A 16199-nucleotide genomic window follows, 5' to 3' on the forward strand; every position below is an offset into this window, starting at 1 on the left:
GAGTTATTGTCAAATCTGGTGTATGAGCATCAGGCGGCGTCTCTGCCGGATTGATCATCCACCCGTTCTCCATCCCGAAACTGAACGTTATTCACGACCAGCTTCAGTTGGTTAAACCCCTTGATCCGCTTCCAGCGTTTCTGGGCGGATTGGAGCAATTTAAATACCATCGATAACGTAGTGTCGCGGTTGCCACAGGACCGGCTTCGCTTGGTCCTCAGCCTGACTGTGGCGAAGGTGGACTCAATGGGATTCGTGGTCCTCAAGTGAATCCAGTGCGCTGCCGGGAAATCGTAAAAGGCCAGCAGTTCATCCCGGTCTTTTTCGAGGTTTTCCATGGCCTTCGGGTACTTGTCCCGGAATCGCCTTAACGTGCTGTCAAAGGCTTTGTGAGCGCCATCACGGGTCTCCGCCAGATAGATCTCATGCAGGTCTGACTTCACCTTCGGCTGTACGGACTTGGGCAGCTTGTCCAGCACGTTGGCAGTCTTGTGAACCCAGCACCTCTGGTGCCGGGTATCCGGAAACACCTTGCTCAGCGCTTTCCAGAAGCCCAAAGCCCCGTCGCCTACGGCCAGCTTGGGCGCATTGTCCAGGCCACGTTCACGCAAGCCGGTGAGCAGCTCTCGCCAGCTGGCTTCGGACTCGCGGTGGCCATCTTCCACCGCGACCAGCTCCTTGTGGCCATGCTCTGTGACCCCGATAATCACCAGCAGGCAAAGTCGATCATCCAGACGAACATTGCTGTAGACACCGTCTGCCCACCAGTAGACGTAGCGCTTCTGGCCCAGGTCACGGCGACGCCAATCCTCGTGCTCCTTCAGCCACCGTGCCTTGAGCCGTGACACCGTGTTGGCGGACAGGCCCTTGGCCTGCTCGCCGACCAAGGCACTCAGGGCCTCCTGAAAATTGCCAGAGGAGACACCGCGCAGGTAGAGCCAGGGGATGAGTTCATCCAGACTCTGGGCCCGCTTCAAATACGGTGGCAGGAGCTGACTGTTGAAGCGAATGCCGGAGCCGCTGCGGTCCCGGACCTTGGGCACCTGAACGTCAACATCTCCAACGCCTGTCTGAATGGTTCGCTTTGGTAAATGACCGTTTCGGACTACCGCCTTGCGACCATCGGGTGTCAATACATCGGCATACTGATCCAGTAGCCCCTGAAGCTCAGACTCGACAGCCCGCGCAATCAGGTCACGGGCACCCTGTCGGATCAGATCGTGCAAGGGATCGTTCGTGGTCGCCTCTGGTTGTGAAAGAGCATGCAGGTTAGACTTGGACATGGCGTATCCATCCTCTGTTGGTTGTGATCTTGGTGGTGATCAACCAACAGGATACGCCATCCTTTCAGCCTGCTTCCATACACCAGAAATCACCATAACTCTCATGCCCGCAGCAGCTGGCGCATCCGGTTTAGGTGCCGTCGAGCGGTCTCAGGATCCGCAGGGCGCGGCGCTGGCTGCTCCGGCAGGCCTCGCGGAATTTCAGCCGATAGATCCTCTCCATCAGCCACACGCCTCACGGCGATTTCGTAGGCTCTGATAAACAAGCGCCTTGTCTCAGTGGCGGGGAGCGTACATAGATCATGGCTGCTGATTTCTCTCGCCGCCACTCTCACGGCTGGATGACTCCACCTGCTGTGATCAGCGGCTGGGTGGGCCATAGCACAGGCCTCGCGGTATGCGTCCTCGGGGGAGGGGAGGCCGAGCGACTCCGGGTCTGGCTGGCACCACTGGATGAATTGACCCACGCTAGGCCAGAACGGACTATTGGAGCGCCGAGCTCGACGCAGGCCCCACTGGAGCTGCTCTTCAGTCGTTACCCCAGATTCCACCAGGGCTCGTGTCCAGCTCCGCTTAGCGGCGGCTAGATCTGCCTGACCCGGATAGGACTGCCGCCACGCGGGGAACAATGCCTGTAGATCAGCAAAAAGCCGGTTGATGACTCCCGCCGCTGCCCGGAACTGCTCCGGATCCGGCTGGTTAGGTGTGCGGGGAGGCCGATTGGCCCCCACCGCCTGTGAAACGACGTCGCTGATATGTTGCATCACCAACCTCCCTCGGCCCAGCTCGTGTCAGATAGCGTATCCACGGGTGAGACGGTTTTATGGGGAGTGCGGTCACGCTCAGCGAACTGCTGCCCACGAATCACCCATGTGCGCCATGCGGCCTGTAGGGCCTCCTGTGAGCGATACCGCTGATCCACGCCACGAGGATGTGTCTGAAAAACCTGGGTTTCCCACTGGAGGTCGACGAGCGGGGCGTTTTCCACCGCCCATGTCCGCATCTCATCAGTCACGACCAGATCGCGGCGGGTAAACTCTCTCTGTTTTTTTGAATCTATTTTTTCTGGATCTGTATTTTTTATATCGCCGGGTTTACCGGCGACGGGTGAACCATCGACGGCTGATCCATCGACGGAAAACACGTCCATGGTTGCACCATGCCCTGGATTTCCGTCTGTGGTGTTGCCCGTCCGGGTTTGGGTCTCCTGATACACCTCGGACACCCAGTCCCATGTGCCATCAGACCGTCTCGATTTGATTCGTACCAGATAGCCAGAACTTTCCAGTTCAGCGAGCAGGCGGCGCAGTTTATCTCGTCCAATCGCGCACTCCTGTTGCAGCTGATATGGGCGAACCTCCCAGTTGGGCGGACGTGAAATCAGTTTCACTAGCAGCCCCAGAGCATCGAGGGAGAGGCGTGGATCGCGGATAGTGCGGTTTGGCAGGACGGTGAACTCCTGCCCCTGAGCTCGACGAATAACGCTCATGCCGCACCCCCCACTGACCACTGGCGGGGCTCACGACGAGCGAGCTCGCGGTCTACGATCTGCTCAGCTCGCTCACGAATGTTGATGCGACCCTCGCGCATGAGGGCGGCGACGCAGTAGGAGCGGTAGCCGTAGCTGCCGTAGGCGTAGGTGATATCCAGCATGAGCTGGAAAAGTTCCGACGAAACAACGTTATTGACGCGCTGATGATGGGGATTACGTTGATTAAAACGCATAATAAAAAACCTCAACAAAAACAAACTGATAGTTGAGGCACTGCGCTCGCGGCTGTCTGGGGGACAGACAGCACTCGGCCCCGGTTGTGCCGATCCGGGGGTTAGTGGCGAGACGCATAAAGGAACCGACGAGCAACGCTCGCGGTTTACCCGCCCACGCTGGCCGCTGGCGCGGCTGCCTGGACTCGCGGCGGAAAAACCCGCTTTCCGTACTATTCACATCCAGCAGTGCTGGAAGGGGGGCTAAAAAGCCTATTTTTCAATAGTTTGAATGCTGTTTCTTTTCAGAGGCCAGCTACCTACTTTTTATGCGCCGGAGGTCAACCGGCGAAACCAGATACCAACACGGCTCCGGCGAGCTTGCTGACGAATGCAAGCACATCCAGCCCTACCAACTCCAGAGCGGCGAGGGCGGCGACTGCTCCCAGCAACTTAATCTCAATATGTGCGGTCATGGAAACATCCTCATCTGATCACAGTTTTATAATAGGCCGTAAAGGCCTATTTGTCAACGCCTCACAATCAGATTTTACCCTAGCCTGATCCTGAGCCCTCCCTCTGGAATTGCCCAAAATGGGCGGAAAGAGCAGGTTGGGGCGAGGGTCTCGAAAAGGACTTTTTCGAGACCCGGTTTGCAGATGACGGTAGGCGACTACACGAGCAGGTCTCGTAAAAGACTTTTATGAGACCGTGCTGGGCTTAGCTGCTTGCTCCTCCACGGATCAACATGCCAACAGTCCCGTAAAGGGCTTTTATGGGACTTTATTTGTGACCATTTTCATCGGTTTCCTCCAAACCGCCTGTTTCGGGGCTCTCTCCGCGCCAGATAAATCCCAACCCCGCCTCAGCACACAGAATTGCCCACGCGGCGTAGGGGATCCGGGACTCGCCACCAATCCACCGTCTCACAGTGCGAGAACCCTTACCTGAGCCTGAGCCGGTAGATGATGCGCCGCACAGACTGGCAAGCTCCACGTGAGTCAATTTCCGCTTCCCTCGTGCTCTCGCTGCTAATCGGACTACGAGACGAATTTCCTCTGCCGTAGGCGGTTCCCAGTGCGGGAACGACCGGAGAGTTTCCGGTCGCAGCTGTTCCTCTTCTTTTGTCATTCGCTTCTCCCGGAGCCCCGAAGGGCTCCTCACTTATCCTACTCACGTGAGGCTTAAACGAGGCAAATGGTCTATGCATCCAGTGAGTTCAGGTATATTTAATCCTTCCAATTCCTTGATTTCTTGAATAATTTCTAGTGATACGAGCCGGAACTTTTCCCCACACGAGCCCACCAGCACCTCCGGATGAATCGCACGAACTTTTACGCTGTAGCTGGGAGTGCTAGGAGTTGCGTATTCCTTGTTTAACTCCACCTCAGCATCAGGACTGATTCGCACAATGCGAAATGCCTCTTCGCGTTTTCGCTTATTCTCCTCTAGTCGTCGTTTGAGCAGCGACAGGTCTTCCTCTAATTCCGGATCTTCAACTACGTCCACTTCCTGCAGGACTTTCCGAATCGCGTTTGTTGAGCTCAGTCCCTGTTTGGCGTCATCAAGCGCATACCCCAGCCACTTGCGTTTTTCGAGAAAACTTAGAATTTGGGCGCGATCATCGCGAATGATCAATGGCTCTAAAATTACAGTGGTGCCATGCCGTGATTCTATGGAGTGATCCACGCAGAAAAACGCCCCTGTGAAGCCTTCCTGCAAATTTGTTGACCTGTCATTAATGATCAGCTTCACCCTATAACTGCGGCCTGGAACCTCGCAGGTGAAATACTTCCGCCCTCGTTTAACAATTTTCAGCTCTTTCATCATCTCTTTCTCCTAAACACTTGAGCACGTTGGCTACGCTCCCTCGGCTGTCCGAGAACTTGGTGTCAGAAGCACACTTCTAAATCTTATTGTAGGACATAATGGCCTATTTTCAATAGTAGCAACGACCTTTTAAATTAACATTTTGTTATGCGCCCAAAACGGGCAATTCCAGAGGCCAGCGTTTTCTGGGGCGTGTGAAATCATTTCTCCTGCATCAAGCAACAACCATAGGAGAAGCGACATGAAACCTGTTCCGACCAAACAACTCTCAAAAATCGTCGTGGCTCTGGGCATGACCACTGTAATGGCGGGATGTTCTACCGTGACAGACTACATCCACTCGATTCATGGTGATCAGCCCCACTCCGGATATAAATCCACAGAAACCGCTGAATATACATTCGAAGAACAGCGCATTGGCGGGAAAACAATTTGCTCGGCCACTTACAAAATAGGATCCGATTCAATTATTGACTTTGAAAACATTATAGATACTGCTGACGCAATTAATAACGAGCATAAAGTTCAGGAGCGATGCACTTCTTTTGAGATGGATCTCGAAAATTACATGTATAGGACCGGATCTGACAATTTTTATCTGTTTTTGGATCAGCGAAACCTTCCGAGTCGCTGTGGTCTTTTTTATGGCGACAGTGCAACCCCAGATAATGTAACAGAAGAACTAGAGTGGGAGCTGGCATCAACCGACTTATTTGATTGTCGCTATTTCTCTGTGCGCGATATGGCAGAGGAAATGCGCACAGTATTGAAATAACGAGGTGGAATCATGGCAAAAAGAAATGTTTACTCGCTAGACAGCCCTCACACATGTTTCCAATGTTGCGGTAGCGCCTATTTGCGGATACTGGAAGAGGCCGCTGATTCGTTAACACCAGAAGAATGTATCAGCGTTATTGTTCATAGGCTGGCAATTCTCGGTGAAAAACGCCGGGAATATGCAATCAAAAAGCTGGCTGAACAATACCTGCGTCTGATCGACTTCACCCCGAGCCTAGCGGCTCGGGGGCCCCAGAGGGGAATCGAAAAACCAGGTCTTCGACCTGATTTTTCTCCACACCCCACTCACCGCGAGTGGGCTGTCTCATCCGGCGCTGTTGCGCCGTCTGAGGGGACTCCCTGCAAGCCTCTGGCTGCGGAGTCAGAAGGGAGTCATGAACGAAGCCGTAAAGCTCAGGAGGGACACTAATGGGAGTCAGTAAGGCGTACAGGATCCAGATCTATCCCAGCCGAGCTGTTCATGTGCTGCTGAAAGATTTGGCTCAGGAGTCTGGGCAAACCATCAGTAAAACGGCAGTTAGTCTTATTGAGCAGGCCCTAAATGATGACTCGGTTTTGAATGAGGCCAGAGAGATTCGGAGGGATCAGAGGCATATCTATGAGCAGCTGATAAATCTGCTCTCAATAAACATGGCCACGGTTGATTACCTGCTTAAAAAAACTTGCTCTGAGCAGGAAATGATTGAAGCAAAACAGGTGATTGCTGAACGAACAAATGCTTTACGCCAACATTTTTCAGGAGGTGATGAAAATGCCTGAAATAAGAAAAGGTCGAATTGGTGATTTTATTCGTGGATCCGATACCTGGCTCCACGGTAGTCAAATGTTTTTCTTTAGTGCGGCATGGATAATCCTATTTGGAATAATTATCAGCCTTTTGGTAGCTTCAATTTATTCATGGATAGTTACTGATGAATGTGCTTTTTCTAACGCCTACACATATTACTGGGCAAAACTTAAATCATTAGTTGCGCCATTCTCCTCTGTAGGGATTGGATCGTGTGTTCCTGTTGAGGCTAAAACCGTCCCTTCAACTTTTGTGACTGGCGAGGCCTTCTTTAAAGAGGCCGCAGGACAGTTCGTTGGGAAACTGGGCTTTTATTTTGGTGCGTCCTTTTTGGCATATATCCCGGTAGGTTTTTATCTCGGGTATAAAGCCATAAAGCGAGGAAAAGATATTAAGTCCGATAAATATATCCGTGGTGCAAAAATTGTTAGCCAGGATGAATTGAAACGGGAGGTCATTGATAAGCACGGTGCATCAGATCTCGCTATTGGTGATCTGCCCTTGCCCGCAGGCTTTGCCAAAAAACACACACTTATCAGTGGTACGACCGGTGCCGGTAAATCCACTGCGCTGATTCACCTGCTGAAAGCAATTCGCGCCCGTGGAGATCGAGCAGTTGTGTACGACAAAAAAGGCGAGTTCGTTGAAATGTTCTATCGGGACAAAGTAGACCACATTCTGAATCCCTCGGATGAGCGCTCCCACCAGTGGAACCCATGGGCCGAAATGGCTTCACCGTTCGACGCCGACTGGATTGCAGAAACACTGTTCCCTGAGAACAACAGTAATGGCGGAGGTAATGACAAATTTTTCGTGAATGCCGCCAGAAACGTGGTCTCTGCGGCTTTGCAGACTCTCTATCTGGATGGCCCGCAATCGGTAATGACACTGTTGCAGGCGACCGCATGGAATGACGCTGAACTGCTCAGAGAGCTTGTTGCTGGCACCCCGGCTGCTGTGTATTTCAACGAGGAAAACGAGAGGACATTGGAGAGCATTCGCTCCACCATTGTTGATGGAATCCGACCGCTAAGGCTGCTTAAACAAGGCGAGGATCGTGGTTATTTTTCCATCCGGGATTGGATCGCTCAGGGTGACGAAACCGATGCTGATGATTCCTGGCTGTTCCTGCCTGTCAGAGAATCCGAGATCGAGATACAGAAACCGCTGATTTCCACGTGGATCCAGTCTGCGGCCAAGGGTCTCATGACTCGTGGTGTGAATAACGACCGGATTCTCTGGCTGATTGTGGATGAGCTCCCGAGCCTGAAAAAAATTCCGGCTCTATCCATGCTGATGGCTGAAGGGCGTGGTTTTGGTGCGGCGGTCGTTCTCGGGATTCAGGAGATTAACCAGCTGGAGGAGGAGTTCGGGAAAAACGTTTCCAAAACGATCCTCGGTCTTTGCTCTACGCAGTTGCATTTCCGTCTGAACAATTCTGACACTGCCGAGTGGGTATCCAAAACGCTGGGCGAGGCTGAGCGAGAGGAGATTGACGAGGATCTGAACTATTCCGCTGACGACATCCGCGATGGCGTTCGAGTCAGCAGTAAACGCCAGAACCGAAAAATCGTTCTGCCCAGCGAGATCATGGATCTGCCGGATCTCACCTGCTACGCCAAACTATGGGGAGTTGAATCAAAGGCAAAACTTGATGTGCCCTTCCTACGGCTACCGAAGATTTCTGAAGGCTTTGTGCAGGGCAACGAGGATGACAGCGTTGGTATGCGCCTGCTGAGGCTGGCACGAGCCGCAGCGGTTCCGGCAGATATGGAAATAGCTACTGACGATCCGGGCTCACTGGACGTTGATTCAGAGGAGTCCGCTACTCAGCCCAATGGGGACAATGACAACAATCAACCCGTTGATCAGGAATCCGAGACCGAACAATCCGGTTCTGATTCGGTGCTGGAATCTGCGGGTAACGATGACTATCTGTTCGATCTGCTGGGAGGGAAAAAATCATGATGTCGGCCTCGTCTATTAAAAGCGCCGGTGCGGCTGGCCACTATTTTGAGCAGGATGATTACTATGTAGACGGCTTATCGCCGTCTGCATGGGTAGGCAGTGGTGCTGAAACGCTCGGGTTAACCGGCGATGTTGACCGCGAAAGCTTCAAGTCCTTGCTTGAAGGCCAGCTTCCCACTGGAGAGAGAGTTGGAACGGTTCGAGATGGCGAGTGGAAACATCAACCCGGAACCGACCTGACTTTCTCCGCTCCCAAAAGTGTTTCCATTCTCGCGGAGGTTGCCGGTGACCAACGGCTTCTCACTGCCCATGACCGAGCTGTTCAATCGGTTCTCGCCCACATAGAACAGGAGTACATCGTCACACGTAACCGTTGCCGGGCGACGGATACCGTTGAATATGAAAAAACCGGTTCAATGGTAGCTGCGACCTTCAAACATACCACCAGCCGTGCTCTGGATCCCCAGCTACACACCCACGCCGTTGTCATGAATCTGACTCAGCGGGCAGATGGTGAATGGAGATCGACCGAAAACAAGCCGATTTTCATCGACCAGAAACACCTCGGATTGGTCTACCGGCAGTTCCTGGCAGAAGAGGTGCAAAGTTTGGGGTATCGGCTTGACCATGGACGAGATGGCACATGGGAGATCTCTGGACTGGATAAGGATGTAATCAGGGAGTTTTCCAAACGCTCTGAGGCGATAGGCGATGCGCTGGAGGCTCGCGGAAAAAACCGTGATACCGCGACGGCTGCGGAAAAAGAAACTGCCACACTGGATACTCGTGACCGCAAAGTTGCGGCAGAGCGTGGAGAGCTGTTGGATCGTTGGCACAACGAAATAGGGCACGAAAAGCTTTCCGAACTTCAGGATTTCGTTCAGCAATCCCAGCGTCACACAGCAACTCATGAGCAGCGTTCAGAGGCATTACTGGCCAGGATACAGGTAGCCAACCAAGCGGTTATGTGGGCGGCAGAGCATCTGGGAGAGCGTGACACCTCATGGGCTCGCCATGATCTACTCAAAGAGGCCAGCCGCTACGCTGGAGCGCGGGCGGTTCTCACCGACATCCAGAATGCTATTGATGCGGCAGCCCGAGAGGGGCAGCTCATTGAAAAAAGCGTTCGGGTTTACGACAAGGTGAGCAAGCAGGAGGTGGACGTTCCCGGTTACACCTCGAAAACGGCAATTGGTATCGAGGATGAAATGCTCAAGGAAGAGTATGTAGGCCGTAATAAAAGCAACGCTCTGTGTGATGCTGAGGCGGCGCAAAACGCGGTGGCAAAAGCAGAGCAACAGGCTGCTGAACAGGGATACAGCTGGAACGCAGATCAGAAACGAGCAACCGCAGGGATTCTGACCTCTGAGAATCGAATCGTGGGTATTCAGGGGCTGGCCGGTACAGCAAAAACCAACTCGGTGCTCCGGACAGTTTCCGAGACGGCGGAACGTCTGGGCTATGAGGTGAGGGGGCTCACTCCAACCAACTCTGCGGCTCAAAGCCTGGCTGAAGGGGCGGGCATACAGGCCAACACTATCCAGTCCTTCCTCGCTCAGAATAGAAACGAGTGGGTGCAGGAGAAAAAGAGCCAGGCTCAGATCGACAAAATTGATCGGCGTCTGGAAAGGATTGAGCAGCAGCTGGCGAATCCCACAGTCGATCTCCAAACCGGACTACAGATCCCGGAGGACTCTCCGCTGTACCAAAAGCGACTCGACGAACTCCGTTACGAACGAACAGAGTTGCAGGGAGAGCGCGAAGGACTTACCAAAAGCCTGCAAAAAAAACCGCAGCTATGGATCGTTGATGAGGCCAGTATGGTGGGCACCAAGTTGATGCGCGACCTGCTACAGCGGGCTGGCCAAGTAGGCGCTCGCGTCATTCTGACTGGTGATGTCCGGCAGCTCGCCTCGGTTGAGGCTGGCGCAGCGTTTCGGCAGCTACAGAACCACGGGATGGAAACCTACCATCTAGAAGAAATCGTTAGGCAGACTAACCGAGGAACTAGGGATGCGGTTTATCTCTCTTTGATGAAGAAGGCGAAACAGGCACTCGACCGAATCCAAGAAAGCGGTAGTGTGATCAAGGAGATGGTTGCCCACAAAGTAAACGGAGAAATCGACCATGAACAAAGCGGCGAATTGCGCAGGGAAGAGCTTGTGAAGGACTACATGGCTCTCGCGCCAGAAGAGCGAGCCAAAAGCACCATCCTAGAGCCCAGCCGTGAAGGTAGGAGCCGTACCAATGAGCTTATTCGCAGCGCTTTGAAGGAAGAAGGCACCCTTGGCGATGAAATTCGGGTTCAGCGGTTATCTTCTGTTGATTCAACTGAAGCCGAGCGGCGGCTTATCGGGACTTACCAGGATGGCCAGATTGTCAGGTTTTCTCGCAACTATAAGCGAGATGGCATCAAGCAAGGAGCGTACTACGAGGTCGTTGGCCGTGAGGATCAGAGTGTCCTGTTGAAGCTACACGGTTCGGATGAGGAGGCAACCATAATTCGCTTCACTCCAGAGCGTTATTCTGCCAGCAATGTCCAGATATTCGGTCTGACGGAGAGTGAGTTAGCCGTTGGCGAACAAGTAGTTTGGCGTGACAATGATCACGCGACATGTCGGTTTAACAGTGAAACTGCGATTGTTAAAAATATTGAAGGCGGGATTGTTACATTCACGCTAGCAAATGGAAAGGTTGAAAAATTTGATATGTCACAATTGAAAAACTCTCATTGGGATCATGGATATGCAATGACAGTTAACGCCGCCCAAGGTAAAACAGCCGAGAACGTATTTGTACACGCTGAGACTAACAGAAAGGCTCTGCTGAATACTGAGCAGTTCTATGTCCAGCTTTCGCGGGCAAAGAATGGCGTTTACCTCTACACAGACTCCCGTGAAGGGTTAGTGAAAGCGGTTGAGCAGCGCACTGGACAGAAACAGGCGGCGAAAGAAAGTCGCTTCCAGCCGCTCGCACCGCTGGATCACCTGATGGACAAGCTATGGGGCCGCGACAAGCCGCAGCAAGAACAGCAGAACCAGCGGGAAGCCGCGCACCGACAAAACCAAGACCGTGGTGGCATGGCGCTTTCGCGGTAAGCATCACACTGTAATTACCGTAATTACGGTAATTACAGTTCCCTTCATTTAATCTCGATCAAAACTTTCACATGTGAAAGTTTCTATCTTGATAATGCACCCAAAACGGGCAAAACGAGAGGCCGGGATTCTGTCTGGCCCATGGAAGAATGTCTCTGTAGAAACAAAATAAGGAGAGGTGATCATGAAGTATCCCAGTCTTTTCAAACCACTTGCCCTTACCGTAACCGTGTCGCTTTTCAGCGGATGCGCTGCACTGAATGACTCTGTCGAAAAAGCAGCTGGCCTCACCGGCATGACGGATCCCGCGCCAGAAACCACCAGTGAGGCGGTTGATGTAGCCGGAGGACTGGCGAATCTGCGCTCCGTTGGATTTATTGAATCGGATTTTGGCTCCTCAGCAGCTATGCGGTCTGCCGCGACGATGTTAGCTGCGCTGGGTTCAGAGTGGGCACAGTTTAATGGCTGGACGGCAGAGATCCTGGAATCGAATCAGCGATACAGGGAGCGCATTCGGGAACGGGATGAGCAGCGGCGTAAAAAGTGGCTGATCGGCAATAACGCCAGCCCCGGCGTTTTGCACCGGAATGATTTTTCCGATGCTGAGGAGCGCTTGGTTCGCGAGAAAATGGCTCCGGTGTCGTGCTTCACTGAGTCTGGCGTTCGAGATTACTCGGACTACGCCGATGCTGAGGTTATTCGGGAAGTGAGTTTCGCTAATATGCCGCGTCTGGCTTTCCAGCGTTGGAAAAGGACGGAACTTGAGACCGGCAATCGCATGACCTGGGATGAGTATGTGGACGCCCGAATCGAGACGGAGATGGGCCGGGAGCCATGGAAATGGGAGGATTCGGAGCAGTTTCTGAAAACCTCTCACTATCGCCAGCGAGCTTTGCGGTCGTGGGCTGAAAACTGTTCCATCGGAACACCGGTCGAGCACGTTCATTATGTTCTGAATACGCATTTTCTCGATGTGCGGAATTCGCTCTACGCAGCGGCGATTGATCGCGTGGGCGCAAATTCGGCTTATCGTATGGCTCAGCAGGCTATGGAAACGCAGGTTGGAACTCTGAATGGCATTGCTCAGGCACTATGGGAGGCATCTGATACTGGCCAGTGGCAGACGCCGAAACAGCCGCTACCTGCCTACGTTGGACGGTCGCCGGGTGTGCTCGTGCAGCATCTGGGCGGCATGTGCAGCTATTTTGGGGCCAGTGATAGCCCGGAACCCAACAGCGCCACCATTGACGCGCTTGCCATGGCTCTGGGGGCAGAGCAGCGATCCACTGATCGAGGGTTTCACTGCCTGAGCTGGGGATCTGGCAACTGGGAAAAAATCGCCTCGATGGTCTCCGAGGAGTCGCGCCTCATCCGTGATTACCTGCGGCAATATTCCCCTGTAAAAAACGGCTATTTGGTTCCCAGCTGGACCTATCCTGGCCCCCAGCAGCGCGGTGAGATTCATTCCGTTAGAGCGCGAGATCATCGGCGGGATAGCGGTTACAGCAACCTGCCTGTCCATGAACGGGAGACCTGTACGACCTATGCTGCGAAAAACTCCAATCTGATGACTTGGACGTACCCCGCCTGCGACACGCTGGAGGCCCTCAACGCCGCTTTTGATGAGCGAGAGTCCCTGATGGTTGCCGCAGGCCGCCGTGATGCCTACATATGCGCAAATAGCGAAACCAGTCCCTCAGAACCCGACCTGACAGCCTGCCCCTCTTTATACCCTCGCAACAGTCTGGCCAGTGGCCACCACAAAAACTGACTTTCCACTCAGGGGCCGACAGGCCCCTTTCTTTCACATGTGAAAGTTTCCTCTCGCCTACTAATGCACCCAAAAAGGGAAAAAGCGCAGGCATGCATTTTTCTCGACTTATGGAATGCTATCTATGAGCTTGAAGCAAAGAAGGTGACTGTCTTATGAAGCTTTTAGAGAAACTTTTCTCACCGAAAAAAACTGTTCCCGAGCCGCCGACCGTTCGGCTCAGCGAACAGATCGGCGCTGTGATCGCGCAGCTGGAGCAGCAGGAGCGTGATCTACAGGCCATGCAGCGGCAGCTGGAGCACGTTTTTCATCCGGACAATTTCGTGAGCGCTGAATATAAGAATGGCGTGCTTACCGTGACTCATCGTTATTGAGGGGATAGTCAGATGGAAATGAACGAACAGGCGAAAATTGCGAGCATTCTGAGCTCGCTGGCAGAGTCAAAAGAGGCTGATCCTGCGAAATTTTTTACTGAGCTGGTTAAGGGCGCGGAGGCGGCACTGGATGCCGGGCGGATTACAGAGCGTGAAAATCAGGGTCAGCGCCCGTCCGGTGAGGAGATGGTTAAATCGGATTTCGATTTTTCGAAAATGTCCGAGGCACCGCATCTGGCAAGGGAACAGCTGGAGGCTGTCAAAAAAACCGCCGAGATGGTTGAGTCACTGGAGGAGGCTGGCTACAAAAAACCGGAACAGGGTAATTGGGTTAGCAGCATGCTCGACAACCATCAGCGCGGGTACATGCAAAGCGATATTTTCACTGAGGCCGCTGTAGGTCTCGTCTGGATGGCAGCGAAACTGGCAGAAAAAATCATTGAAGGCCCCGAAAAAGAGCAGACACAAGATCGCAAAGGAGAATTGGTCTCAGAGATCAAAGGTGAGCTCGCGAAAATCGGTAAAGCCGCCGAGAAACAGCTGGCTCACAGCCATATCCGAGAGGCTAATCAGGGCCGAGATGTGGTTATGTCGATGATGGTCACTCAAGCACGCAACGTTTGGCGATCAGGCGACCACCAAAAAGCGGATCAAATGATCATTCAGACTCATGAAAAGTTGGCCAACGAAGCGAAAAAACAACATATGCACTATGAGCCAAGTCCGAAGTTCCAGAAAATCGTTTCTGAGGCTCACGCTCGTGAAAAACAGCGCGAAAAGAGCTTGGGTAAAGCGCCACAGGAGGCGCTAGCTCATAACACCGGAAAAGATCGGGACAGAGGGATGGCTCTCTGAGCGATAACAGTAACAGCCATGAAAAAGCCCCAAAGCAGGGGCTTTTTCTTTATCTGCAAGAACTTAACGTTTCAGTTTGCACGGGGCGGAATACCCTGGCTCTCCCTCAGTGCCGCCCGCATATCATCGAGATCCTGATCCATCTGCTCGAATGATTCATCGAGATCCTGAGATAACAGCTCACGCTGACGTTTTAGCTGGGCAATCCGGGAATCCCGTTCCTCCTGCCGGGCCTCAAAACGCTCTTTCTTTTCAGCCCGTTCCTCACTGGACGAAGGCGGGTTGTCAAAATCGTTCCATGCCTCCGCGAAATCGCGGCGGAACTCCTCTGACTGGATCTGCTGCTGCACCTCGTGTGCCTTTTGCTGGATTACCACATCCTGACGCCCCTGAAGCGCGAAGAATACGATAGCAGCGGTCATTGGTACGGAAATGGCGAGGCCATACAGAAATGATTTCATGGTGCGCTCCTTTAATTACCTTTCATGCCGGGTTGAGAAACTGAAAAGCCGGTTTCGGCGGAACTGGTCACGTTTGCAGCTCGTTCGGTCTGGAGCCGCTCTGAAATTCGCATGGAGAGGTTTTTGGATTGGGTTTTTCGGTTGTCGATGCTGGCGTACCGGGCATCTGATGCAGATAGCTCGGAACTCTCGGTATAGGAACGGGAGCTGGAATACAGTATGTCCTGAGAGCGACTGGTTTCCAGATCCCAGGTCTGGCCGAAAATGGAGTTGCCACGACCGTAGACGGTGAGCTCACCAATTGATGCGGTGAGTGTCTTCGGATCCACGCTGAAAGCGCCGCAGCTCCAATCATATTTGCCCTCGTACCGGTAACCGCGACTCGTCGGGACTACGCAACTCTGGCCGAGTTGCTGTTCTGCGATTTTTCGTGCTTTTACAGGTAGATCTGATCGGTCGAGGTGGGAAGCCATTGCTCTGGCAAGGCCGATTTTCACATCTTGCCCCAGCGGAATGCTCTGACCAGAGGCGAGGGTGTCCATGGTGGCCTCTGCTACCAGCCCATACAGTGCCCAGCATGAGGCGGGCTCGACCATTCTGCCGGAATCAACTCTCATGGTTGTAGGCATCCCGGTTGTGGCCCAGTTATAGGCGGCCTGTTCCAGCTCCACCTGACACTGGCCTAGAGTTTTCTCTTTGTTCCACGCCATACAGGCCTCAACACTGGTTACAACCGGTTTTGGCTCCAGAGAAGGAAATTGAGGTGCTTCGGGCTTTGTTACGAGAGAACAACTTCTGATGGCGGATGCGGTTGGCCCCTGAGCTGATTTGCCCCTTTCCACGTAGGCGAAAATTTCATTGAGCAGGGATAGGGGGGCGGTTTTAACGGAGATCCGGTCTGTTGCCTGCCTCTGATCTCGGTCAGAAATTTCTGCGGAATCCCGGTAAGAGTCTGTTTCTGTCGTGCGGGTTTCTTCGCCAGTCCGTTCTTCACGCCCCTTCTGGCGCTGAATTTCACGGCTGCGCTCATCGTTGATGGACTGCTCAAGCTGCGACCGGTTTTCCCTGGCTGATTTCTCACTGATGTTCGCGCTTTCCTGCGCGTACAGCTGAGAGCTGACAGTCAGCGCCGCCACTCCCAGCAACACCGTTCTGGAGAGAATATTGGGTTTCACTGAACACCTCCTCGGTTTGTGCGTTCAGCAATATTTTCTCGCAGAGGTCACAAAACCGAGGGGTCTGGAATTGCCCAATTTGGGCGCATGATCAA

At 53.2% G+C, this 16199-nt stretch carries 15 protein-coding genes; 7 read left to right on the plus strand and 8 right to left on the minus strand.

The genetic code is table 11. The features are described 5' to 3' along the window. Positions 1-29 precede the first annotated feature (29 nt). The 6 genes from B9Q17_RS14700 to B9Q17_RS14725 all read right to left on the minus strand — a co-directional run bounded on the left by B9Q17_RS14700 (position 30) and on the right by B9Q17_RS14725 (position 4817). Entirely contained in the window at positions 30-1283 is a 1254-nt protein-coding gene (locus B9Q17_RS14700) for an IS256 family transposase (protein WP_011783528.1), read from the minus strand. A gap of 101 nt (positions 1284-1384) precedes the next feature. Then, positions 1385-2047, minus strand: coding sequence for a replication protein P (locus B9Q17_RS18600; protein WP_094625780.1), 663 nt, complete (start codon positions 2045-2047; stop codon positions 1385-1387). Then, positions 2047-2772, minus strand: coding sequence for a helix-turn-helix domain-containing protein (locus tag B9Q17_RS14710; RefSeq protein ID WP_094625781.1), 726 nt, complete (start codon positions 2770-2772; stop codon positions 2047-2049). Before B9Q17_RS14710 ends, B9Q17_RS18600 begins: the two co-directional genes overlap by 1 nt. Next, on the minus strand, positions 2769-3008 hold the full coding sequence (locus B9Q17_RS14715; protein WP_094625782.1) for a hypothetical protein: 240 nt from the start codon (positions 3006-3008) through the stop codon (positions 2769-2771). Before B9Q17_RS14715 ends, B9Q17_RS14710 begins: the two co-directional genes overlap by 4 nt. A gap of 320 nt (positions 3009-3328) precedes the next feature. Further along, positions 3329-3463 carry a hypothetical protein gene (locus tag B9Q17_RS18500; RefSeq protein ID WP_279627999.1) on the minus strand — a complete coding sequence of 45 codons (135 nt, stop codon included), beginning with the start codon at positions 3461-3463 and terminating at the stop codon, positions 3329-3331. Positions 3464-4160: 697 nt separating this feature from the next. Next, positions 4161-4817 (minus strand): hypothetical protein, encoded by a 657-nt coding sequence (locus tag B9Q17_RS14725; RefSeq protein ID WP_094625784.1) that lies wholly within the window; start codon positions 4815-4817, stop codon positions 4161-4163. Positions 4818-5058: 241 nt separating this feature from the next. Here B9Q17_RS14725 and B9Q17_RS14730 point away from each other — a divergent pair, with 241 nt between their 5' ends. From B9Q17_RS14730 to B9Q17_RS14765, 7 genes are all read left to right on the plus strand, one after another. Next, positions 5059-5592, plus strand: a complete 534-nt coding sequence (locus tag B9Q17_RS14730; protein ID WP_094625785.1) for a hypothetical protein — start codon at positions 5059-5061, stop codon at positions 5590-5592. A gap of 431 nt (positions 5593-6023) precedes the next feature. Beyond that, positions 6024-6374: a hypothetical protein gene (locus B9Q17_RS14740; RefSeq protein WP_094625787.1), complete on the plus strand. Its 351-nt coding sequence runs from the start codon at positions 6024-6026 to the stop codon at positions 6372-6374. Beyond that, the gene (locus tag B9Q17_RS14745; protein WP_244177407.1) at positions 6316-8370 is read left to right on the plus strand and encodes a type IV secretion system DNA-binding domain-containing protein; all 2055 of its coding nucleotides are present in this window, start codon (positions 6316-6318) and stop codon (positions 8368-8370) included. Before B9Q17_RS14740 ends, B9Q17_RS14745 begins: the two co-directional genes overlap by 59 nt. Further along, positions 8367-11468: a MobF family relaxase gene (gene mobF, locus B9Q17_RS14750; protein ID WP_094625789.1), complete on the plus strand. Its 3102-nt coding sequence runs from the start codon at positions 8367-8369 to the stop codon at positions 11466-11468. Before B9Q17_RS14745 ends, mobF begins: the two co-directional genes overlap by 4 nt. Positions 11469-11652: 184 nt before the next feature. Then, a complete protein-coding gene (locus tag B9Q17_RS14755; RefSeq protein WP_094625790.1) occupies positions 11653-13239 on the plus strand; it encodes a hypothetical protein in 1587 nt (528 codons plus the stop codon). 155 nt (positions 13240-13394) lie between these two features. Then, the gene (locus tag B9Q17_RS14760) at positions 13395-13613 is read left to right on the plus strand and encodes a hypothetical protein (protein WP_094625791.1); all 219 of its coding nucleotides are present in this window, start codon (positions 13395-13397) and stop codon (positions 13611-13613) included. Between the two features lie 12 nt (positions 13614-13625). Beyond that, the gene (locus B9Q17_RS14765; RefSeq protein ID WP_094625792.1) at positions 13626-14468 is read left to right on the plus strand and encodes a hypothetical protein; all 843 of its coding nucleotides are present in this window, start codon (positions 13626-13628) and stop codon (positions 14466-14468) included. 71 nt (positions 14469-14539) lie between these two features. Here the strand turns inward: B9Q17_RS14765 and B9Q17_RS14770 are convergent, their stop codons facing one another. After that, positions 14540-14929, minus strand: coding sequence for a hypothetical protein (locus B9Q17_RS14770; protein WP_094625793.1), 390 nt, complete (start codon positions 14927-14929; stop codon positions 14540-14542). A gap of 11 nt (positions 14930-14940) precedes the next feature. Next, positions 14941-16104, minus strand: coding sequence for a hypothetical protein (locus tag B9Q17_RS14775; protein WP_094625794.1), 1164 nt, complete (start codon positions 16102-16104; stop codon positions 14941-14943). Positions 16105-16199: the final 95 nt, after the last annotated feature.

Origin of the sequence: Marinobacter vinifirmus, from assembly GCF_002258215.1 — a bacterium.
In the GTDB taxonomy this organism is placed as follows: domain Bacteria; phylum Pseudomonadota; class Gammaproteobacteria; order Pseudomonadales; family Oleiphilaceae; genus Marinobacter; species Marinobacter vinifirmus.